Consider the following 21,188-nt stretch of genomic DNA (forward strand, 5'->3'; position numbering starts at 1 on the left):
GTGGAGACCCATACTTTTTTAGCGCTTTCATTTAGAGAGCGCCATTAAAGTATGGGTTTTTTATTTTCTTCATCGTTAGTAATACTAAGGAGGTAAAGAGATGCTCTCACTTTTCAAGCCAGCTCCGCCTATTGACAGGTTGCCCGAAGAAAAAATTGATTCTGAGTACAAGAAACTCAGACTTCAAGTTTTTCTGGGAATCTTCATTGGTTACGCAGCGTATTATTTAATTCGAAAAAACTTTTCGCTTGCTATGCCCTACTTGATCGAAGAAGGATATACCAAAGCGGAGCTCGGTTTTGCGCTATCTGCCATTGCCATTTCTTACGGAATCAGTAAATTTGTGATGGCCACCATTTCGGACCGAAGTAATCCAAGGATGTTCTTGCCTGCCGGGCTAATTCTATCTGCAATCATTAGTTTACTATTAGGTTTTGTGCCTTTCTTCACCTCATCTGTAGCTATTATGTTTATCATGCTGTTTTTAAATGGTTGGTTTCAGGGAATGGGATGGCCGCCATCAGGTCGTATTCTTGTTCATTGGTTTAGTGTAAATGAAAGAGGAAATAAAACAGCAATATGGAACGTAGCGCATAATGTTGGAGGAGGATTAATGGCACCGCTTGCTGGTATAGGTGTTGCTATATGGGCTGGAATTGCCGGAAGCTCCGCCGCCGGGTATGAAGGCGTTTTTATTCTACCCGCTCTAGTAGCCATTATTGTTGCCATCATTTCTTACTTCTTGTTGCGAGATACACCACAATCTGCAGGATTACCGTCAATTGAAGAGTACCGCGATGATTATCCAAGTGCTACGAAAAAAACGTTCGAAACTGAATTAACTACGAAAGAAATTCTCTTCAAATATGTTTTAAATAATAAATGGGTTTGGGCCATCGCCATTGCCAACGTTTTTGTTTACTTCGTTAGATATGGTGTATTAGACTGGGCACCAACCTACTTAAGTGAAGAAAAAGGTTTCAGTATGAGCAAGACAAGCTTTGCCTATTTCTTATATGAATGGGCAGGTATCCCAGGAACGCTTTTGTGTGGCTGGATCTCAGACAAGCTGTTTAAAGGACGCCGTGGACCTGCTGGATTTGTATTTATGCTAGGGGTATTGGTTGCCGTTCTTGTTTACTGGTTTAATCCTGCAGGTAACCCAACTATCGATATGCTATGCTTAATTGCAATTGGCTTCTTAATTTATGGTCCGGTCATGTTAATTGGTCTGCAAGCACTTGATTTTGTTCCCAAAAAAGCTGCCGGTACTGCAGCAGGACTAACTGGATTATTTGGTTACCTGGGCGGTACTGTAACAGCTAATGCTTTAATGGGTGTCATCGTAGATGCATCTGGTTGGAATGCAGGATTTATTTTATTAACAGCTTCTTGTGCACTTGCAGCCATCATCTTTGCCCTTACTTGGAATGTGCGCGGACAAGAAGTAGTAAAAAATCATCATTAATCGTAAAAGACAAAAGCCCAGGTACCATTGTACTTGGGCTGATTTATATGCAGTATTTTATGAACCGAAGTAAACAACTCCATTCGTACCATCCACCGTGACTTGATCCCCTTCCTTTACGATAGATGTTGCTACCTTTGTTCCAACCACTGCAGGAAGTTTATATTCCCTGGCAACGATGCTGGCATGCGACAGAATACCACCAGCATCGGTTACGAGGGCTCCCGCAATTGAAAATAAAACCGTCCACGAAGGTGGTGCCGTTTTACACAAGAGGATATCGCCCTTTTCAAGCTTAGAGAAATCTTCCTGCCCGTAAATGACCTTGACCTTTCCCGTATACAATCCCGCAGAAGCAGCATATCCCTTGAAGGATTTGGTTTGATTGACTATTACGTTCTGGGACATTCCAAAAATCCGTTCAATTACCGGATCAGGCGGTAAATTGGGTGGGGTACCAAAGAATGGCTTCGGCTGTAGGCTCAGAAAATGTTGATATCTTTTTTTATTCTGCCGAACGACCTCATCGAGAGCTCTCGGCTCAAATAAAGCTTCAAGCAAATCGTCTAGGTATAAATAGAAAATATCCTCATCACATGCAATAATCTGATGCTGAACCAAGGTGCGCCCTACATTTTTAAGGAAGTATCGTGATTTTGCAGCCAACATCGCATCAATATAAAAATGATGATCCTCGTCAACACCCCAACAGTTTAATGCCCAATTGTACATAGTATGAAGCTGGTTTGTCATATCCCCAGCAGGAAGACGTTCGAACAGATCGTTCACTTTTGCTTTGCGTTCAGCAATCACTTGATTGAACTGTCCATCGAAATCGTAATCGATTTGAACGTAGTTCTTAATCATTGACAGGGCAATGGCTGGATTCTCAAACCATGTCTCTTCCGTGAACTCATGAGTGCGAGTCGTTCGGTGACCATAGATACTTAAGAAATCCTCAAAATCCTTCAGAAATTCCCTTCCCTCCGTGGAAAGACCCAGCGTTTCGATTGGATTCTTGGATGAAGTAAGCAGAGAGCATAGAACGGCAGAGGATTTCACTTGCTTGGCTAATAACCATAACCCACGATCGGTTTCGAGGGACATATTCATTACCCCCTGCATGAAATCGTAGATCTCCTTTGTGTCCTTTGCCCCGGTCACCTGCCTGTAAACTTCCTCCAATGCAATCACCAAAGATATTCTGGGAATGACGATTTCAAAGTGGTATTGCCATGCTTTCGTATAGAAGTGCTGTAGTTCTTCTACATAGTGCAAGGCTTCTTTCAGCGATAAATACCCAACAGATCGTTCAAACAACTTCTGATAAAATGGCATAAAGAATTCATTCACGAGGCGATCCATATTCGACTTGATCTGAGGAAAAGACGCCTCCATTATTTTCTTATGCTTGATAATCCTCTCTTCATATGGCTCTGGGTGAAGAGGCATCGTTTGATAATAATAGCCATGATCGGACTTGACTAAAAATTGCGTAATTGGCATTTTCATGTTTTCAAATGCCCTTTTTGTTCCTGTTGTTACGGCTGGTATCATAAAAGAGGCAAACAATGGCGTAAGTGGTTTGAAGAAGTGAGTATCATCTAGCATCCAAAATCTTTGCTGTTTTTCACTTTCGCCCAGTATCAAGGTTTTCTTCCATTCTGATAAATGGGTACTCATTCTTTTCTCCTTTAGGTTGTAATCTGTCTTGCTTGCAGAATATAGAGTTTTCCTTGTTTGTACGCAAATTCAAGATCAACGGGATGACCAAAAAGCGTTTCAATGGCCACGGTTACTTTCTGCAATTCATGCAACTGTTCACTACGCAAACTAAAACTCGATTTTTCTTCAGGGGTCGTTGCGACTGAATGTGTCCCATCCTGCTTGTGGACAATCTTGCACTCTTTTTCGCCCAGTACCATTTTACGAATCGATGTGCCTTGTTTTGAGAGGATGAAAAAGTCTGGGGTAACAAGGCCGGAACCTACTGCCTCACCCAATCCAAAATTCGAATTGATTACAATTTCATTTCCATTTCCTGTAATAGGGTTTTTACTAAAAATAACCCCGGCTACATCTGCATTTACTAATTCCTGAACAATTATGGACATTGCTGGTGCCTCGTCAACTTGAGAGAATCTCTGTGTCAGGTACGATTGGGCATGATCCTGATAAATCGAAAGCCAACATCGCTTGATCGATTCTAGTAAATTATCCGAAGTAATAGATAGAATCGTTTCATATTGTCCGGCAAACGAGGCCAGCTCCAGGTCTTCTGTGGCGCAGGAAGAGCGAACGACCACAGGAGGGGTCACATATTTTTGATACGCTTCCTCAATTTCTTGACGCAATAGCTCAGAAATAATCAAATGTGGTCCCTGATTTTTATGATGGATAAGCTCAAACGCATATGACTTGATGATAAAACCTTTGGGAACAGGGAATTGCGACTGATACAGAAGCACAAGGTTTTTGGCCTTTCCGCCAATAGCATCCTCTGCTTGCGCTTCTGAAAATGGAATGATCCTACGCAGAAACAAACACTCCCTACTTGTAATTCATACTAAGGATAATTGTACGTGAAATGATGCAGGTCATCTATCAGGTGAATGACGTAGTTATTGTTTTTTAGCTTTTGTATATACATGTAAGAACAGGAAATATAAAGGGAAAAGTTGTATCACGAGGAATTTATTACTTGAGATATCGAATGAACCACGACTTCTCGGGGAAGGATTGTTTTCCAAAAATGACAGAAATGAAATCACCGATTGTTGAGAGAGAGAAACACGTAACCCAGATTTCTGCAATGATTGCTAACCTGGTAGATGGAAAGGGCTCTATTGTTACTATCATGGGAGAGCCTGGTATTGGGAAAACCCGGCTCTCCCAGGAAATCATGAATATAGCAAGTGAACATCGATGCAAAGTCTTTCATGGCCGCTCTTACTCTGTCGGGAGTGATACTGCATATACACCGATTATCGAAATGTGTAATCAGAATTTCAGAGGTGTAGATTCAGAGAAAGTAACCACGTGGACGAAAGACCTGCCCGACTTAGGGAAACTGTTTCGCCGTTTTCAGTTCCCTGAGCCACCAAAAGTAGGCGATCCTGCATTAGAAAAGACACGTCTGTTTGAATCATTGGTCTGTCTTGTGGAAAGAATGGCGGAAGGACAACCACTTGTAATTATTCAGGATGATTTGCATTTTGCTGATCCTGCTTCCCTGGAATTTCTCCATTACTTGAGCCGTGGAATGAATAACTCGCCTCTGTTACTGGTGTTAACCATTGATACGTTTGGTCTATCTATTAATACACCTGCGAGTAACTTTATTCAATCCTTACGTAAAGAAGAATTTTTTAAAGAATTCCACCTTGACCGCCTGAGTGAACAGGGAGTCACCCGTCTGGTTACAAACCGACTGGGTACAGCCTTACCGGATGGCTTTATTGCTTTCATTATGAAACATTCTGAAGGAGTACCTTTGTTTATTGATGAATTACTCCTTTCGCTGCTTGAAACAGGTGTATTATCGATGCAAGACGGGGCCTGGATTCTCTCAATTAACTCAATCGAAACCATTCCCTATCGAATTAAAGAGCTGATTAAAGGGCGTATTCAAAGAATTAATTCCAGTGATCAAAAAGTCCTCCTCTATGCTGCCATATCGAAGGGGACTGTATCCCACCGAATCCTCCATCGTCTCACACAAATGAGTGAGGATGATTTTTTATTATCCATCCAAAAGCTCAAATCTGCAGGACTTATTTTTGAAGAAATTCAAGAGATGGAGGTACATTACGGTATCTACCATGCTTTAGTAAAGGAAGTTGTTTTTGACGAGCTCCCCATTATGGTTCGTCGGCGTGCATATAAGTTTTTCATTGAAGTACTGGAGGAGAGCAGCTTTAATGATGTAGAGCTTTTGGCTCATTTGTACTATGGTGCTGGGCCTGAAGCAGATCCTGCTCGCACCATAATGGTATTCCTCCAGGAAGCAGAGAGATCCCTTTTGCTGCACGCTTATGCATCTGCCGCAAAGTATTATAAGGCTGTCCTGGAGATGATCCAAACCAAAAAGATGACAGAGGAAAAAAGCCGAATACCTTTCCTCCTCAAACGCCTGGGAGAAGCTCATAAAATGTTGGGAGAACGCAGTGAGGCCCAGCGATATTGTCTGGAGGCGATACGCACGTATGTTCAATATGACGACCAGATAGAAATTGCACGCTTGCACGGGTTATTATCGAATATTTTTTGGGAATCAGGAGAAATCGAGCAGTCCCTGCAATATTTAGAAGATGGTTTGGCTATCGCTAGAAGACTATCTGACTCCCCTGAAATCCGCTACAAACTTTTGCATACAAGTCTGATCTTTTTAAGCAGACTCAAACGATCAGAGGAATATTACCAGGTTTATGAAGAGATTCAAGAGGTTCACAAGCTGGTTGGAACGCCCCAAGCCGCCGCACAAGCAAAAGTTGCGGAAATCGATTATTGGACGTCCTACGTCTACAAAGAAAATTACATGCCTGGTAGGGTTCGATTATTGATTGAAGAGCTTGGAAAGATGGAGGTTGAGGATGAGACGCTGTTTCGTGGTTGCTTCGTAAGTGCTATTAATTTTATCTTCTGCGGTCAATACGAATTAAGCAGAATCTATTCACAGAAAGCCTTGGAAGTTTCTAAGCAAATGCGTATTCTGGAATACGAGATCCGCAGTTACTGGATACAGGCTCTCGCAGATCTCTTAAGCGGTAATTGGAAATTGGCTTTACCCAAAATTGAGATGAGCTTCGCTAAAGCAAGGAGAATCGACGTTGGCAGGCCGTTAATCTATGCACATATTACCAAAGGGATCGTTTATGCATGGATGGGAAATTTCACGGAAGCCCAGCTTTGCCTTGATGAAATGAAGCGTCTTGTTCCTGCCTTTCCTACAAAAGACGGGCACGTAATGGATATGCTCGCTCCGACCGAGATGATGATTGCCTTGGGTACAGAAAGAGCAGCGGAGTTCTATGAATTGATGAATCGAACTCAACCCTATTACGTGGCACTTCCTTTTTTAAATATGGCCTTGTGGGGAGAGATTCAATTGTCCGCCGGTGATCAAATGGGGGCTTTGGAAACGGCCAAGGAACTTTTGCTTGGCAAGATGGAAGAAAATCTTTTCTCTTGGGCTTTAGGAGAACGATTACTTAGTAAGGTCCATTTTGCCTTAGGAAACAAGGAGTCCTCGTTGATCCACATCCATGAAGCAGCCAACTATTTCAAAGCACTAAACATACCCTTAGAATATGCACGATCAATACGTATCCATGCCGACATGATACTGGAGGACGATCCAGAAGAAGCCAAAAATAAATTACTTCAATGTATGGAGATATTTGAACATCTGGATGCTGACTATGATTTGCACATGACGCAAGCAATTATGAAAAAACTTGGAGTCCGCTTTCCTAAACCTGGCACGAAGAGCTCTGCGAACAAAGAAACAGAATTGAGTAAGAGAGAAATGGAAGTTGCCCGTTTGGTTGCGGAAGGATTAACAAACATCGAAATTGCGGAATCTCTAATCATTAGTCCACGGACTGTAAGTACCCATCTTGAAAAAATCTACAGGCGACTTGATATCAACTCCAGAGCCTCCCTGGTTAAATATTTGATGAATTACGATCAGTCACTTGAAAAATAATCAAAACCCATTACTGAGGATAGCCGCTACTCACCCGACCTAGTCTGGTAGTAGCGGCTTATTACGTATTAACGGTGTAAAAAGCAAAAATTACGTAATTCAAATGAAATGAATACGTAATTTACTCGATTCTCTCCTAATTTCAATGATGGTACTTTATTCATGTGAACGAATGTTCCATAAATAATAAACACAAAGGAGAGTTAAACATGTTAGGTCGTTTTGATATTTATGCTCAAGTGCACAAGGGTATCCGCCTGGCATTAAGCGGTTTATGTTATCAAGCAGGATCGGTAGATGGTTCTGATAAGGAAAGAGTGAATTCATTTGTTGAAGAGTTTCGGCGGATCGTGCTCATTCTAGATGCCCACTCGAGAGATGAGGATACGCATCTGAATGAAGCCTATGAAAAATATGCACCTGAGACGTTGCATCAATTGGAGGAACAGCACAGTGTATTGGAACTAAAGCTTGAGAAGCTTATTGAACTTGTGGATCAGTTGGATATGAATAAGCAAGATCCCTCCCACCATCAGAAGATCTGGTACCAAATTGGTAAAGATTTGAACCGCTTTACCGCTGATTACTTGATCCATCTTCAACACGAAGAGGGACCTGGAATGGAGGCGTTATGGGAGAATTTGAGTGATGACCAGTTAAAAGTAATCTCTATAAATATTCGTTCATCCATTCCGCCGCAAGTGATGTCGATTTTTATGCACTATATGATTCCAGCGATCAGCCATCTGGATCGGGTAGGGATGTTTAGCGAAATGAAGAAATTTGCACCGAAAGAAGCGTATGCAGGAATGTTGGGATTAGCAGAGTCTCGCTTGGATCAAAAAGCCTGGTTGCAACTGCAAGCCGCACTGGAAGAAAACAAAACAGAAAGGATTGGGTTATAGGTTATGAATGTTCTGGTTATTGGAGGTACAGGTACTGTAGGAAGTCATCTGGTTCCGGAGCTTCTCAACCGCAATGCTTCCGTCCGCATCCTTTCACGGAATCCAGTCAATTCGCAGCATTTGTATGAAAATGCAGAGTGGGTTCAAGGGGATTTGGAAGCCCCTGAGTGCTTAGATCGGGCATTCGATCAAATGGATGCCGTTTTTCTCTTAATCGGTATGTCCAGGACCGAAACGAGCCAGGCAATTACAGCAATTGATGCGGCCAAAAATGCTGGTGTTTCCAAAATCGTCTACTTGTCGGCGCCACTATATGACCATATGATACACATCCCTCATATAAGAAGTAAGATTAGGATCGAAGACGCAATAAAGCAATCAGGCATGAAATACACGATTTTACGACCAAATAACTTCTTTCAAAATGATTACTCGTTTCGTGAAGCAATTCTTCAATACGGAATTTATCCTCAACCACTTGGCTCGGTAGGATTGCACCGAGTGGATACAGGTGATATCGCTTATGCAGCCGCAAATGCACTTCTTCTTAGCGGATATGAAGGAAAGACTTACCCCCTGTATGGAACCGAAGTGTTAACAGGAGAAGCAATTGCTGAAACCTATAGTCGCCATATGGGCACTACTGTACGGTATGCCGGAGATAATCTAGATGCATGGTATCAGCAAGCGGTTACGATGCTGCCTGAATGGCTTGCTCAAGATTTTCGGGTTATGTACGAAAGTTTTCAGCAATTGGGTTGCTTAGGCACGGAACAGGACTTCCTGCTCCAACGAGAACTGTTGCAGCGTGATCCTCGTTCCTTTGACAAATTCGTAGAAGAAACCGTTGCTCGGTGGAAAAGTGAATGATTTTTTTACAATGGAATGGGTGGAAATATGAAACATTTTAAGAAATGGGTTCTCTGCGTGACCTTGCTTGCGTCGTTACTTCCTGGACAAATAGCGGGAGCAGCAGAACAGAATGAAACGTCGCAGATTAAAGCAGGCAGAAATTTCAGCATAGTCAAGCAATCTGACGGAACCGTCTTGACCTGGGGAGAAAACAGCAATGGTCAATTGGGAAATGGAACCACAGAGAGTATCATGCAGCCGGCATTGGTTTCCAATCTTTCCGGTATCGTAGCTGTCGAAGCCGGCGAATATCATTCCCTTGCCTTGAAAAATGATGGAACCGTTTGGGCATGGGGCGCTAATGGCAATGGCCAGATTGGAGATGGCACAGCAATTGATCGGCTGAAACCTGTACAGGTAAAGAAACTCGACCATGTGGTTGCGATTGGTGCAGGCGGCTCTCAATCTTTTGCCATCAAGGATAATGGAACGTTATGGGCATGGGGAAAAAATGGTTACGGTCAGTTGGGTGACGGGACGACGGCAGACCGTGCACAACCTACGGAAATAAAAGGAGTGAATCAGGTAAAAGCGGTTGCCTCGGGGCTCAATCATACGATCATCATGAAGAACGACGGAACCGTTTGGGCGTGGGGATCGAACAGTGACGGACAAATCGGAAACGGTACTTGGCATAGCACCAAGGCCCCGGTACAGGTAAAAGGCATAAATCAGGTGATTGCCATCGCAGCTGGTGGAGGCCACTCGCTTGCACTGAAAAGTGATGGGACGGTTTGGGTATGGGGCAGAAATGCGGATGGGCAATTGGCAGACGGAGCAGCCGAAGTGCAAAATCACCCCATCCGGGTGGAAGAAGTAACTGAGGTCGTCCATATAGGTGCAGGAAGAGATTTTTGTTTGGCCATTAACCGCGACGGTTCGGTGTGGGCATGGGGTTCCAACTATCGGGGCCAATTGGGTCTGGGTACCGATAGAATTCGTCAACAAAGGTCCGCTATACTAGCCGACATCACCGATGTGGTCGCACTTGACGGCGGAGAGCTTCACGCCGTTGCCTTGAAAAAAGATGGATCCGTCTGGGGAATGGGGCAAAACGGAGACGGACAACTGGGGAATGGGGGCGGCAAGGAAACGTATGGCCCTATCCAGGTGAATGATTTGAATGTAAGCATGCCGCAATTACCAACCTCCCCAACACCGACAACACCCAGCAATGGACAAGGAAATGTTTTTACAGTCAAAGGAGACCAAGGGGCAGTTCGCGTGCAGGGAGCAAAACCGGGAGCATTGATTACGCTATTGAAGCGGGATGAAATGCTGAAATCAAATTTCGGCACAAAGGTCGCTGACAGCAACGGTTCCGTAGTCTTTAACAAAATCCCAAGTGGAACCGGGTATGGTGTCTTTGAAATGGAGAATGGGCAAGTAACTAGGACGATTGTGGATGTGGCAGTAACCGAAGAAAAAACAGCTGTCTTGCTAAAGGATATCCGAGCACAAATCGTGTACTTAGGAGATCGTCAAAAAGAAAACATTCCATCAACGATTAATCTTGAGTTGAATGGAACGCTTGCCGAAGGGGAATACGCCGATCAATTGAAAAAAGTGGATGTGGAATTCGGCGGAATATCAGTCTCAGTTCCAGTTAGGAACAGAAACTTTACACTTTCACAGCAGTATATGATTTATTCACCGATGGACGTAGTCACTGTTACAGCAGTAACGCCGGATGGGAAACAGCGCCACGTTATTCACAGAACTGTTGGCCGTGATTTATTCAACGATGGCTCTGTCAAAGCCGAACGTGCAGGGGATAGCTGGATCATTACAGCAAATAAAGGCTTCGCCCCGGAATCAGGGTACAAAGTTTATTTGATCGATGGCCACAACAAGCTGATTCCTCTTTCTGCACCAGAAAAAAGTAAGTTATCCAAAGAGCAATTAGAGCGTCTTGCTCTTGTTTCAGCAAATTACAAGGGCGTTATCACGACCGATAAAGCCAAGCAGGACATCACGTTATTTGTAGAAGCAGAGTCCTTTGTAGAAATTGTTTCGATCATGCCATGAGACTTTTCTAGCGTATGTATATTCGATCCAGAAAAAGAAGATCAGGGTATCCTTGATGTTAGATTTTCAATCCCTTATTCTGACCTGACAAGTCTTCCGAAAGAGATCCTCTCCATGTATATCGAAAGTGGTGATCCACTTCTTTTTGGCCATAGTCTTGAGGACCAAATTGGCGGCCAGTTACGTGCGGGTTTCATGGTTGCTGATATGTACGAAGACAACTATGCTGGGCGACGTTTATTTGATAAATACATCAACACTTTCATTGCCACGAGAGCAGTTAAATTACAACGGGGCACAAATTTACCGAAATAATGTAAAAGGGACATCGCTTAGCAATGTCCCTTTTCTATCGATATTACTGTAACTTGCTAATAATCTGTTCGTCACTTTTCCTCTGGTTGAGTACCCACTGGAGCTGCCTTGCCCACTCCAAAAGCATAAAAGCTAATCACAACGATTCCCAAGAAAACAATCCCTGCAATAAGCGAGACGCGTGTATCATCATTGAACCACATACCCACTAATACCATCAGTAAAAAGGCAATGGCTACGTAGTTGGTCACTGGAGCAAAAGGCATTTTGAATGGGTGTTTATCCATTTCAGCTCCTTTTGCCTTTCTGAAGTTGATTTGACTAATCAGAATAACAAACCACGGAACCATACCAGGAAGTACACTTGCACTGTATACATACACAAATAGCGGACTATCTGGTGCCATATAACTTAAGATAACGCCAACGCCCAAACCGATAAGCACACCAATCGTTCCTAGCAGTGGCACACCATTATTGGACAGTTTCGTAAAGATTTTTGGCGCTTGTCCATTTACACCTAATGTATAAAGCATACGTCCCGCACTATAAATACCACTATTACAACCGGACATGGCAGCAGTGATAATAACAAAGTTAATGAGCCCTGCTGCTACTGTAATACCGATTTTCGCAAAAGTTGCCACGAACGGGCTGCCGATTTCCTGCAATTGATTCCAGGGATAAATGGTTACAATGACAAAAATCGCCCCAATATAAAAAATCAAAATACGCCAGATAATACCTTGAACCGCATTTCGTAACGTTTTTTGCGGGTTTTTTGCCTCACCTGCTGTAATCCCAATCAATTCTACTCCTTGATACGCCCCGACTACTAATGATAGAGCAAAGAAAAATCCTGTCCATCCGCCTGCAAAGAAGCCCCCATGTTCCCACAGGTTCGATAATCCAATTGCGATTCCTCCGTTGCCAATACCAAAGAAAATTAGTCCAAACCCTGCGATAATCATCAAGACGATCGTAACAATTTTGATCATGGCAAACCAAAACTCAAACTCACCAAAAGATTTCACTGAGAATAAGTTTGCTGCACCAAGAATCACCATGGCAATAATACCCGGAATCCAAGGAGGTAAATCAGGATACCAGTACTGCATATAGGTCCCAACAGCAATAATTTCTGCCATCCCGACTGTGACCCACTGGAACCAGTTACTCCAAGCTGTCAGATAGCCTGCTATCGGATGAATGTACTTATGACCAAATGTCGCAAATGAACCCGTGCTTGGTTCTACGTACAACATTTCCCCCATTGCCCGCATGATGAAAAAAATAAAAATACCTACAATTGCATACGCTAGCATGACTGACGGACCCGTCCATTTAATCGTGCTTGCTGAACCCATAAATAACCCAACACCAATTGTTCCGCCCAAAGCAATCATTTGAATATGACGTGCTTCCAGGGACCTCTTCAATTCTTTGTTTTCCACTCCAGTTCCTCTTCCTCTCTGCTCTACTAGCCGTAATTTTAGGAAAGCTACTAAAACTCACTTAAAGCATTCCTGATAAATCAAAAGGTTATTCATCTTTGATGCGTTATATATCACTCCTGAATATTTGTTTATTGTAATAGGTTTTTCTGATGAAAACAATTGTATCTACTAAGAAAACATCAACAAAAATCAATATGTTTACTATAAAATAAAATAAAAAATATATTACAAATAAAACATTTTCTTCATCTAGGTAAAAAAGACTTTGCACAAAAGATAAATATTTAGACCTACAGTCTGTTAATTCCAGCCAGCGATTAGTTATATCCACCTATTACCTGCGCTCGATGACGAATGGTAGGGAGTTTTGTCATAATGTAGGGATGGAAATGAATGAATATAAAGAATTGGAGTCGTTACGAGATGAAATGGGAGATCAAATCGTTTATCGGGGGAGTAATAGTCGGGTCGGTTCTTTTTTCGGGGATTACTTACGCAACATCAAGCAGTACTCTTGATGAGATGACCAAAATTCCTTACACCTATTATTTTGATGCTGTTCCAAAATCACCAGATTCAAGCAAACAAGGGTTTCTGTACAAAAACTCAGTCTATGTTCCTATCCGCTTTGTAGCTGAAAATCTAGGAAAATCAGTCATGTATGACTCCAAAACAGCTTCTATCTACATAGGAAAATTACCGGCAGCAAAGATGCATTCCAAGCTGGAAGCAGTAGAACTGGTAAAAAAGAAATACGCAAATAAGATTCCGGCCGATTACAAAGTCGAGTACGACCACGATGATGAGAATGGCAATTATGTGATTCATATCTACAAAGAAGTAATCAACAACTTCCAAAACGGAGACAGCTATATAAGCACCTATGGCTACTTTATTGTCAATCCAAACTCAGGTGCGATTACAACTTTGTTCTAAAGCTAAACTACCTATCCATACAATAAAACACACCCCTTACAGGAGACATTGGGAAACCTCCAAGATGTCCCACTATAAGGGGTGCTTCTTTTTAACAGCTAACATCCATTCACGAGCTTCTTAACGTTCGTTTTAAGAATTCCCTTGTACGTTCTTGTGTTGGATGATTGAAAATTTGCTCGGGACTTCCTTCTTCCGCAATAATGCCTTTGTCCATAAATACCACTCGGTCAGATACTTCTTTCGCAAATTCCATTTCATGCGTCACGATCAACATCGTCAGACCTGATTCAGCGAGTTCCTTCATTACTTTCAGAACCTCTCCCACCATTTCCGGATCAAGGGCTGATGTAGGCTCATCAAACAGCATCACATCAGGTTCCATGGAGAGTGCTCTTGCAATCGCTACACGCTGTTTTTGACCGCCCGACAATTGTCTTGGTTTCGCATTGACGTATTTATCCATCCCAACGACCCGCAAATACTTCAAAGCTACTTTTTCAGCTTCTTCCTTCGAACGCTTTAGCACTTTTACTTGCCCGACTACACAATTACTTAACACATCGTGGTTATTAAACAGGTTAAATTGCTGAAAGACCATGCCTAGATGTCTACGGTACAAGAAAATATCGTGCTTGTCGTCTAAAATATTTTCTCCCTTATAGATAATTTGGCCGCCACTTGGTTTTTCCAATAAATTAATACAACGAAGAAGGGTAGACTTACCTGATCCAGAGGAACCGATGATCGTGACGACTTCTCCTTTGTTCACCGAAAAATCGATGTCTTTTAATACTTCATGTGATCCATAGGATTTATTTAAGTGTTGAATATCAATGATTTTTTCCATATGCTCTCCTCCTTCTCCGATTATTTCGTACTTTCTACCTGCACGTGATGATCGATCATCGTGTAACTGTCAGGGCCGTCTAGCTTTCTCTCGAAATAACGCAAAACCCAAGTGACAAGCAGGGTCATCATGAAATAAACAACACACGCAACGAAAAACGATTCGAAATATCGGAAGTTATTCCCCGCAATGGATTTCGTTGTGAAATACAATTCGGTTACGGAAATGACGTTTAATACGGAAGTATCCTTGATATTAATGACAAATTGATTACCTGTTGCTGGCAAAATATTTCGAACCACTTGTGGCAATACGACATTCACCATCGTTTGAACGTGATTCATCCCGATTGCATGGGCCGCTTCAAATTGCCCTTTATCGATGGATACAATCCCCCCACGAACGATTTCTGCCATGTACGCTCCAGTGTTAATCGCTACGACAATGATTGCTGCAGCAATTCGGTCCATATCAATCCCAAAGGCCAGGGCAGAACCATAATAAATGACCATCGCCTGCACAATCATCGGGGTTCCCCGGAAGAATTCAATATAAATTGTGAGAATGGCATTCACCACTTTGAGAATACCTTTTTTCGCCCCTCGTTCAGGAGCAGGAATCGTACGGATAATCCCTACCAGTAAACCAATGATTGCCCCCAATACCGTTCCGATCAGAGCAATTAGTAATGTCATCCCGGCTCCACGAAGGAACATGGGCCAATTTTCAGCTATGATTTTTACAATCCACTCAAAGCTCATCTTTTACCTCCAATTTCATTCAGAAACACTTCGCTTGAAGCCTTTCCGAAGGTGTTGTCGAGTCCATCATCAGCCAATCAGCATAAAACCGACTGCATGATGGTGCAGCCGGTTTCACTACAAAGCATTATTTTGCTGCTGGTTGATTTTTAATAGCAGTATCCATTAAGCTTGTACGATCTTGTTCTGAGATACCTGCTAGCACTTCATTGATTTTCTTCGTTAATTCACTGCCTTTGGCAATACCCACAGCGATTGCTGTATCATCTTCAGAGGTTGTGAAGCCTTCTTTGAATTCTACCATTGCAAAGTTCGGGTTTGCTGCGGATGCACTGACTGCTTCCGGACGCTCAGAAACGTATCCATCAATCATCCCTGACTCAAGCGCCACTCTCATCGCTGGGAAGTTGTCCATCGCAGGCTGCTGAGCTACCCCTTGAATTTGACTGATGACGGAGTAGTGGAAAGTGTTTAATTGAGCTGTTACTTTTGCTCCGTTGAAGTCCTGGATGGAAGTAGCCCCTTCATACTTTCCGCCTTTTTTCACAACCATCACGAGATTGGATTTATAGTAGTTGTCTGAGAAATCGATCGTTTGTTTACGTTCTGCGGTTGGAGACATCCCTGCGATAATCGCATCGATTTTGCCTGAAGTTAATGCTGGTACTAGGCCGTCCCATTCCGTTTTCACAATCACTAATTCTTTACCAAGAGCAGTAGCAATCTTTTTAGCGATTTCTACATCATACCCACCAGCATATTCTGCATTGCCTTCGATTTTAACGGCACCATTGGAATCATCCATTTGCGTCCAGTTAAATGGGGCATAACCCGCTTCCATACCTACCTTGAATGTTTTACCTTCCTCTGCAGGTGCAGGTGTAGATGCAGGAGCACCACTTGTCCCACATCCTGCTAAGAGCATAATGGCTGAAAGAAACAATGCAATCATTGGTGACTTTTTCATATTTTTTCTCTCCCTTTGTTTTTTGGTTGTTGCTTTTTTACAAAGCAAAAAGCGACCTGAGATAGACTCAGGTCGCACTAAAATACATAGTAGCCCAAATACCTCTCTTTTCCCAAATGAGATAGCACAACTCAATAAATCGGGTAATTTATTGAGACAGTCCTGCAGCTCTTAACTGCAGACCCAGCAAGTAATACGGAGAAATATTACAAGCTTCGGCGACATTTCCTTCTCTTTAGTATCATCGTTTTCTCGAACTCCACTAAAGACTGTTAAATATCGCGCCTCTACCTCACTGATGTAAGTGAGGTCTTATTCAATTACGTTCTTGAGTTTACAATGTTCGATACATTCTGTCAACCTGGGCATTACTTCCTAATTCCTTCTTTAGATAGTTATAAAGCTTTTGACTCGCCAGTTGGAATGGGTAGTCCGATTCCTTGCACAAGATCCCAAATGTCATGTGTATGAGGCTTCCACTGATTATCCTGACCGTTGTCCCCTTCATTTCTGGTTCCATCATAATTTTTGGGATAAGTGCGATCCCTAACCCGCTTTCTACAAAATATTTCAATGCCGTCATACTCCCGATCTCCATCGTATCGAGAGTAACAATCCCTTTTTCCTGTAGTACCATCTCCAATTTCCTACGATATGGACAAGTCACTGATGTGACGAGTAGACGATACCCCAGTAAATCTTCCGGTACAATCAGTTCTTTCTTGGCAAGTGGATGATTCTCTGGCAGTAATGCTATGAACTCTTCCTGAAATAATGACTCAAAATATAAATCAGACCCCAAGCCAGGTGCCGTAGAAAGTGCAAAATCGATTTCTCCTTTGATAATCCGCTTGCTAAGGACCGGGGTGTTCGAGATTTCGACGGAAATGCGGATATTCGGGTACATAGATATAAACTTACTCAGGATACCAGGCAAACGGTAGCTGGCAGTTGGCTCCGTTACCCCAATACGAATATGTCCAGCTTCACCTGATTTCAAATCCAATAAGCTAGTCTGAAGTTGCTCCATATTCTTTACGATTTGTAAGCTCTGGTCGTAAAACAGCCTACCTGCTTCCGTCAGGCTGATTTCTTTGCCACGTACCAGCAACTGAACACCCAATTCAGATTCAAGCTTCTGGATTTGCATTGTGACTGTCGATTGTACATAGTTCATTTCTTGTGCTGCCCGGTTAAAGCTCCCGTATTTCACGATCATTTGAAATGTTTTTAAGGTCTTAAGATCCACGTTCCGTCCCCCTGCAACAATTCAATAATTTTGAACTAACTATTCAATTAGTTCAATTATACAAATAGCAAAATGCGAATTACAATGACATCATCAAACTCAACCGAGGGGTGGTAATGATGAAGCTACAAAACAAGGTGGCAATTGTAACGGGCGGCGGTACGGGAATTGGGAGAGCAACCAGTTTCGAACTAGCAAAACGGGGAGCTACTGTTATCGTAAACTATTCCCGTTCCCATTCGGATGCAGAACAAACAGTGCGTCAGATCACTGATGAGGGGGGACGGGCCCTTGCGATACAAGCGGATGTTTCCCGTGACAACGAAGTCCGATTGATGGTCCAAACGGTGGTGCAGCAGTTCGGTACGGTCGATTTGCTCGTGAATAATGCCAGTATCACCCGGCATATTCCGATGGATGACCTGGAGGCAGTAACAGAGGAAACATGGGACGAATTGTTCGATGTGAATGTAAAGGGCATGTTTTATTGCACACGAGCGGTTGCTCCCTACATGAAAAAGAATCAGCAAGGTGCGATTGTCAATCTTGGGAGTATAGCCGGACAAACCGGATTAGGCTCTTCGCTTCCTTACGCCGTGTCCAAAGCAGCCGTTCATGGGCTAACCAAGTCCTTGGCACGCACACTTGCTCCTGAGATTAGAGTAAACTGTATCGTGCCCGGAGCTGTGGCAACAAGATGGTGGGCAGGCAGGGAAGATCAAATGAACCGTCTCGCTCCTCATCTTCCTTTGCAGCGGATAGCCACTCCCGAAGATATTGCAGCGATGATCTGCACAACCTTGGAGCAGGAAGCAATAACTGGACAAATCATTACTGTCGACTGTGGTCAGACTTTGTGAACAGTATCTTGAGGCATGACGCCAGAGAATCTTCGTCAGGCCCACAAGTTATTGGAGAGCAACACAGCGAGACTGCTATCAGTAATATCCCCTCATGGTGGACTTATCCTTTCATCAGAGGGGATTTTTCATTGCCAAATAACAGCGTCTCTTTTTTGTGCATTAATCATATCATTGCCAGGTATATATTTAATTAGAGCTTTTTATGGGCTCGGAAGTGTTCCTAGCGATTGAACAAAGTAAATATTTCGACTCATAATACCTTAATGCACTTTTGGAAATACCAGTAATATGGGAGAAAGCCTGCTTATCAAGCAAACCTTTGTAAGTATTGTGTTTACTGTGTTGTTGTCAGCAAAATGTAGCATCGATTCTGAGTTCATTCAGTCAAATCACAATAAGTTTGTACATTGTACTTGACAAAGTACATATTTCTTTTTAATAATAAGTATGTAATTAGAATTATTACAAATGAGGTTTAAAGCATCTTTTGATATTCATAAAAACCATAAATTAGGAGGAATTTTGATTATGTCACTTATTGGAAAAGAAGTATTACCGTTTAAAGCACAAGCTTACCACAATGGCAAATTTGTTGAAGTTACAGAAGCTAACTTTAAAGGAAAATGGAGTGTAGTTTGCTTCTATCCTGCAGACTTTACTTTCGTTTGCCCAACCGAGTTGGAAGATCTTCAAAACCAATATGAAACTTTGAAGGGACTCGGAGTTGAAGTGTATTCCGTTTCCACTGATACCCACTTTACACACAAAGCATGGCATGACAGCTCACCAGCAATTGGCAAAATTACTTACGTGATGATCGGTGACCCTTCCCACACGATTTCCCGCAACTTCGATGTATTGATCGAGGAAGCTGGTCTTGCTGATCGCGGTACTTTCATCATCGATCCAGACGGTGTTATCCAAGCTGTTGAAATCAACGCTGGTGGTATCGGACGCGACGCTAGCACTCTTGTTGGCAAAATCAAAGCTGCACAATATGTACGCAACAATCCAGGTGAAGTTTGCCCAGCGAAATGGCAGGAAGGTTCTGAAACACTGAAGCCAAGCCTGGATCTCGTAGGAAAGATTTAAGAGGTAACGAAAGATGAGACTGGATGCTGATATTAAGGCACAATTAAACCAATACTTACAGCTTATGGAAGGCGACGTGCTACTCAAGGTTAGCGCAGACTCCGATCAGGTATCGACTGACATGCTGGCCTTAGTGGATGAAATATCCAGTATGTCGTCCAGAATTACCGTAGAAAAAACAAAATTATCAAGAACGCCTAGCTTTAGCGTGAATCGTGTAGGGGAAGATACCGGAGTAACTTTTGCCGGTATTCCTCTGGGACACGAATTTACTTCATTAGTATTAGCGCTGCTGCAGGTGAGTGGTAGAGCTCCAAAAGTGGAACAAGACGTCATTGATCAAATTAAAAACATCAAAGGCGAATACCATTTTGAAACTTATGTTAGCTTAAGTTGCCACAACTGCCCAGATGTGGTTCAAGCGCTGAACTTGATGAGTATCCTCAATCCTGGCATTACCCATACCATGATTGACGGTGCAGCGTTCAAAGAAGAAGTAGAAGGCAAAGGCGTCATGGCCGTGCCATCTGTTTACCTGAATGCTGAATTCTTCGGCAGTGGTCGTATGTCACTTGAGGAAATTCTCGCTAAGCTAGGTACTGCTCCAGATGCTTCCGATTTTACCGACAAGGAGCCATACGATGTTCTCGTTGTTGGGGGAGGCCCATCCGGTGCTAGTGCGGCAATCTATGCAGCTCGTAAAGGCATCCGCACGGGTATTGTGGCTGAACGCTTTGGCGGTCAGGTCATGGACACCGTGGGTATTGAGAACTTTATTAGTGTGAAATACACAGAGGGTCCTAAGCTCGTAGCTAGCCTGGAAGAGCATGTGAAAGAGTACGGCATTGATGTAATGAAATTACAGCGTGCCAAGAGCTTAGCCAAAAAAGACCTCATCGAAGTTGAACTCGAAAACGGTGCTGTTCTAAAGAGCAAGACTGTGATCATTTCAACAGGTGCTCGTTGGCGCAACGTGAATGTACCCGGCGAAGCAGAGTTCAAGAACAAGGGTGTAGCTTACTGCCCACATTGTGACGGTCCTTTGTTTGCAGGAAAAGACGTAGCTGTTATTGGCGGCGGTAATTCCGGTATCGAGGCAGCCATCGATCTTGCAGGTATTGTGAACCATGTAACGGTTCTTGAGTTTATGCCAGAGCTGAAAGCCGATGCTGTCTTACAAAAACGTCTTTACAGTCTGCCTAATGTAACTGTTCTCAAGAACGTTCAAACCAAAGAAATTACTGGTACTGATAAGGTAAACGGTATCTCTTACATTGAGCGTGACACAGGAGAAGTTAAGCATGTTGAATTGCAGGGTGTATTTGTACAGATCGGCCTTGTACCAAATACCGATTGGTTAGAAGGTACAGTCGAGCGCAATCGCATGGGTGAGATCCTCGTCGATCGACATGGCGCTACAAACGTACCTGGCGTGTTTGCTGCAGGTGACTGCACAGACAGTCCGTACAAGCAGATTATTATTTCGATGGGATCAGGTGCGAATGCATCCTTGGGTGCGTTTGATTATTTGATTCGGAATTAGTAATGAAAAGTAGAATCGATAAAAGTCGCTGCGCTATGAAGTGCACCCCTTATAGTGGACATTGGAAAAACACCACGTGTTTTTATCCGATGGATACACTATAGGGGGTGTTTTTCGTTATGGCCAAAATGGGAC

General features: G+C 42.9%; 17 protein-coding genes and 1 riboswitch. Of the genes, 10 read left to right on the forward strand and 7 right to left on the reverse strand.

From position 1 onward, the window contains the following. Positions 1-100 precede the first annotated feature (100 nt). Positions 101-1,468, forward strand: a complete 1,368-nt coding sequence (gene glpT, locus ACPW7N_RS19975) for a glycerol-3-phosphate transporter (protein ID WP_425652944.1) — start codon at positions 101-103, stop codon at positions 1,466-1,468. A 57-nt stretch (positions 1,469-1,525) separates the two neighbouring features. On the opposite strand, the gene ACPW7N_RS19980 is transcribed toward glpT, so the two are convergent. After that, positions 1,526-3,151 carry a PEP-utilizing enzyme gene (locus ACPW7N_RS19980; protein WP_425652946.1) on the reverse strand — a complete coding sequence of 542 codons (1,626 nt, stop codon included), beginning with the start codon at positions 3,149-3,151 and terminating at the stop codon, positions 1,526-1,528. Positions 3,152-3,162: 11 nt separating this feature from the next. Next, positions 3,163-4,011, reverse strand: a complete 849-nt coding sequence (locus ACPW7N_RS19985; protein WP_425652948.1) for a PEP/pyruvate-binding domain-containing protein — start codon at positions 4,009-4,011, stop codon at positions 3,163-3,165. A 209-nt stretch (positions 4,012-4,220) separates the two neighbouring features. Between ACPW7N_RS19985 and ACPW7N_RS19990 the strand changes: the two genes are divergently transcribed. The 5 genes from ACPW7N_RS19990 (at position 4,221) to ACPW7N_RS20010 (ending at position 11,335) form a co-directional block, all read left to right on the forward strand. After that, entirely contained in the window at positions 4,221-7,175 is a 2,955-nt protein-coding gene (locus ACPW7N_RS19990; RefSeq protein ID WP_425652950.1) for a helix-turn-helix transcriptional regulator, read from the forward strand. A 209-nt stretch (positions 7,176-7,384) separates the two neighbouring features. After that, on the forward strand, positions 7,385-8,080 hold the full coding sequence (locus ACPW7N_RS19995; RefSeq protein WP_425652952.1) for a hemerythrin domain-containing protein: 696 nt from the start codon (positions 7,385-7,387) through the stop codon (positions 8,078-8,080). 3 nt (positions 8,081-8,083) lie between these two features. Next, positions 8,084-8,950 (forward strand): SDR family oxidoreductase, encoded by an 867-nt coding sequence (locus ACPW7N_RS20000; RefSeq protein ID WP_425652953.1) that lies wholly within the window; start codon positions 8,084-8,086, stop codon positions 8,948-8,950. Between the two features lie 27 nt (positions 8,951-8,977). Then, positions 8,978-11,020: an RCC1 domain-containing protein gene (locus ACPW7N_RS20005; protein ID WP_425652955.1), complete on the forward strand. Its 2,043-nt coding sequence runs from the start codon at positions 8,978-8,980 to the stop codon at positions 11,018-11,020. A 114-nt stretch (positions 11,021-11,134) separates the two neighbouring features. After that, a complete protein-coding gene (locus ACPW7N_RS20010; protein WP_425652957.1) occupies positions 11,135-11,335 on the forward strand; it encodes a methyltransferase in 201 nt (66 codons plus the stop codon). A 71-nt stretch (positions 11,336-11,406) separates the two neighbouring features. Here the strand turns inward: ACPW7N_RS20010 and ACPW7N_RS20015 are convergent, their stop codons facing one another. Then, on the reverse strand, positions 11,407-12,789 hold the full coding sequence (locus ACPW7N_RS20015) for an amino acid permease (RefSeq protein ID WP_425652958.1): 1,383 nt from the start codon (positions 12,787-12,789) through the stop codon (positions 11,407-11,409). 396 nt (positions 12,790-13,185) lie between these two features. On the opposite strand from ACPW7N_RS20015, the gene ACPW7N_RS20020 reads away from it, so the two are divergent. After that, the gene (locus ACPW7N_RS20020; protein ID WP_425652960.1) at positions 13,186-13,728 is read left to right on the forward strand and encodes a stalk domain-containing protein; all 543 of its coding nucleotides are present in this window, start codon (positions 13,186-13,188) and stop codon (positions 13,726-13,728) included. 109 nt (positions 13,729-13,837) lie between these two features. On the opposite strand, the gene ACPW7N_RS20025 is transcribed toward ACPW7N_RS20020, so the two are convergent. The 4 genes from ACPW7N_RS20025 to ACPW7N_RS20040 form a co-directional block, all read right to left on the reverse strand. Beyond that, entirely contained in the window at positions 13,838-14,578 is a 741-nt protein-coding gene (locus ACPW7N_RS20025) for an amino acid ABC transporter ATP-binding protein (RefSeq protein WP_425652962.1), read from the reverse strand. 20 nt (positions 14,579-14,598) lie between these two features. Beyond that, the gene (locus ACPW7N_RS20030) at positions 14,599-15,339 is read right to left on the reverse strand and encodes an amino acid ABC transporter permease (RefSeq protein ID WP_425652963.1); all 741 of its coding nucleotides are present in this window, start codon (positions 15,337-15,339) and stop codon (positions 14,599-14,601) included. A 127-nt stretch (positions 15,340-15,466) separates the two neighbouring features. Continuing rightward, positions 15,467-16,306 (reverse strand): transporter substrate-binding domain-containing protein, encoded by an 840-nt coding sequence (locus tag ACPW7N_RS20035; RefSeq protein WP_425652965.1) that lies wholly within the window; start codon positions 16,304-16,306, stop codon positions 15,467-15,469. Between the two features lie 114 nt (positions 16,307-16,420). Further along, positions 16,421-16,604: riboswitch (Lysine riboswitch) on the reverse strand. Positions 16,605-16,640: 36 nt separating this feature from the next. Further along, positions 16,641-17,555 carry a LysR family transcriptional regulator gene (locus ACPW7N_RS20040; protein WP_425652967.1) on the reverse strand — a complete coding sequence of 305 codons (915 nt, stop codon included), beginning with the start codon at positions 17,553-17,555 and terminating at the stop codon, positions 16,641-16,643. Positions 17,556-17,674: 119 nt separating this feature from the next. On the opposite strand from ACPW7N_RS20040, the gene ACPW7N_RS20045 reads away from it, so the two are divergent. The 3 genes from ACPW7N_RS20045 to ahpF all read left to right on the forward strand — a co-directional run bounded on the left by ACPW7N_RS20045 (position 17,675) and on the right by ahpF (position 21,053). Further along, positions 17,675-18,415: an SDR family NAD(P)-dependent oxidoreductase gene (locus ACPW7N_RS20045; protein ID WP_425652969.1), complete on the forward strand. Its 741-nt coding sequence runs from the start codon at positions 17,675-17,677 to the stop codon at positions 18,413-18,415. Between the two features lie 531 nt (positions 18,416-18,946). Beyond that, complete coding sequence (ahpC, locus tag ACPW7N_RS20050; protein ID WP_425652971.1) at positions 18,947-19,510, forward strand: alkyl hydroperoxide reductase subunit C; 564 nt, start codon at positions 18,947-18,949, stop codon at positions 19,508-19,510. Between the two features lie 13 nt (positions 19,511-19,523). Beyond that, complete coding sequence (gene ahpF, locus ACPW7N_RS20055) at positions 19,524-21,053, forward strand: alkyl hydroperoxide reductase subunit F (RefSeq protein WP_425652973.1); 1,530 nt, start codon at positions 19,524-19,526, stop codon at positions 21,051-21,053. The last annotated feature ends 135 nt before the right edge of the window (positions 21,054-21,188 follow it).

The sequence above is a fragment of the Brevibacillus nigriterrae genome, from assembly GCF_049846925.1.
GTDB lineage: Bacteria > Bacillota > Bacilli > Brevibacillales > Brevibacillaceae > Brevibacillus_H.

Bases quoted from the DNA above. Each gene is read 5' to 3' on its own strand.
- glpT (WP_425652944.1), top strand. From the start codon at position 101: ATGCTCTCACTTTTCAAGCCAGCTCCGCCTATTGACAGGTTGCCCGAA.
- ACPW7N_RS19980 (WP_425652946.1), bottom strand. From the start codon at position 3,151: ATGAGTACCCATTTATCAGAATGGAAGAAAACCTTGATACTGGGCGAA.
- ACPW7N_RS19990 (WP_425652950.1), top strand. From the start codon at position 4,221: ATGACAGAAATGAAATCACCGATTGTTGAGAGAGAGAAACACGTAACC.
- ACPW7N_RS19995 (WP_425652952.1), top strand. From the start codon at position 7,385: ATGTTAGGTCGTTTTGATATTTATGCTCAAGTGCACAAGGGTATCCGC.
- ACPW7N_RS20000 (WP_425652953.1), top strand. From the start codon at position 8,084: ATGAATGTTCTGGTTATTGGAGGTACAGGTACTGTAGGAAGTCATCTG.
- ACPW7N_RS20005 (WP_425652955.1), top strand. From the start codon at position 8,978: ATGAAACATTTTAAGAAATGGGTTCTCTGCGTGACCTTGCTTGCGTCG.
- ACPW7N_RS20010 (WP_425652957.1), top strand. From the start codon at position 11,135: ATGTATATCGAAAGTGGTGATCCACTTCTTTTTGGCCATAGTCTTGAG.
- ACPW7N_RS20020 (WP_425652960.1), top strand. From the start codon at position 13,186: ATGAATATAAAGAATTGGAGTCGTTACGAGATGAAATGGGAGATCAAA.
- ACPW7N_RS20025 (WP_425652962.1), bottom strand. From the start codon at position 14,578: ATGGAAAAAATCATTGATATTCAACACTTAAATAAATCCTATGGATCA.
- ACPW7N_RS20030 (WP_425652963.1), bottom strand. From the start codon at position 15,339: ATGAGCTTTGAGTGGATTGTAAAAATCATAGCTGAAAATTGGCCCATG.
- ACPW7N_RS20035 (WP_425652965.1), bottom strand. From the start codon at position 16,306: ATGAAAAAGTCACCAATGATTGCATTGTTTCTTTCAGCCATTATGCTC.
- ACPW7N_RS20045 (WP_425652969.1), top strand. From the start codon at position 17,675: ATGAAGCTACAAAACAAGGTGGCAATTGTAACGGGCGGCGGTACGGGA.
- ahpC (WP_425652971.1), top strand. From the start codon at position 18,947: ATGTCACTTATTGGAAAAGAAGTATTACCGTTTAAAGCACAAGCTTAC.
- ahpF (WP_425652973.1), top strand. From the start codon at position 19,524: ATGAGACTGGATGCTGATATTAAGGCACAATTAAACCAATACTTACAG.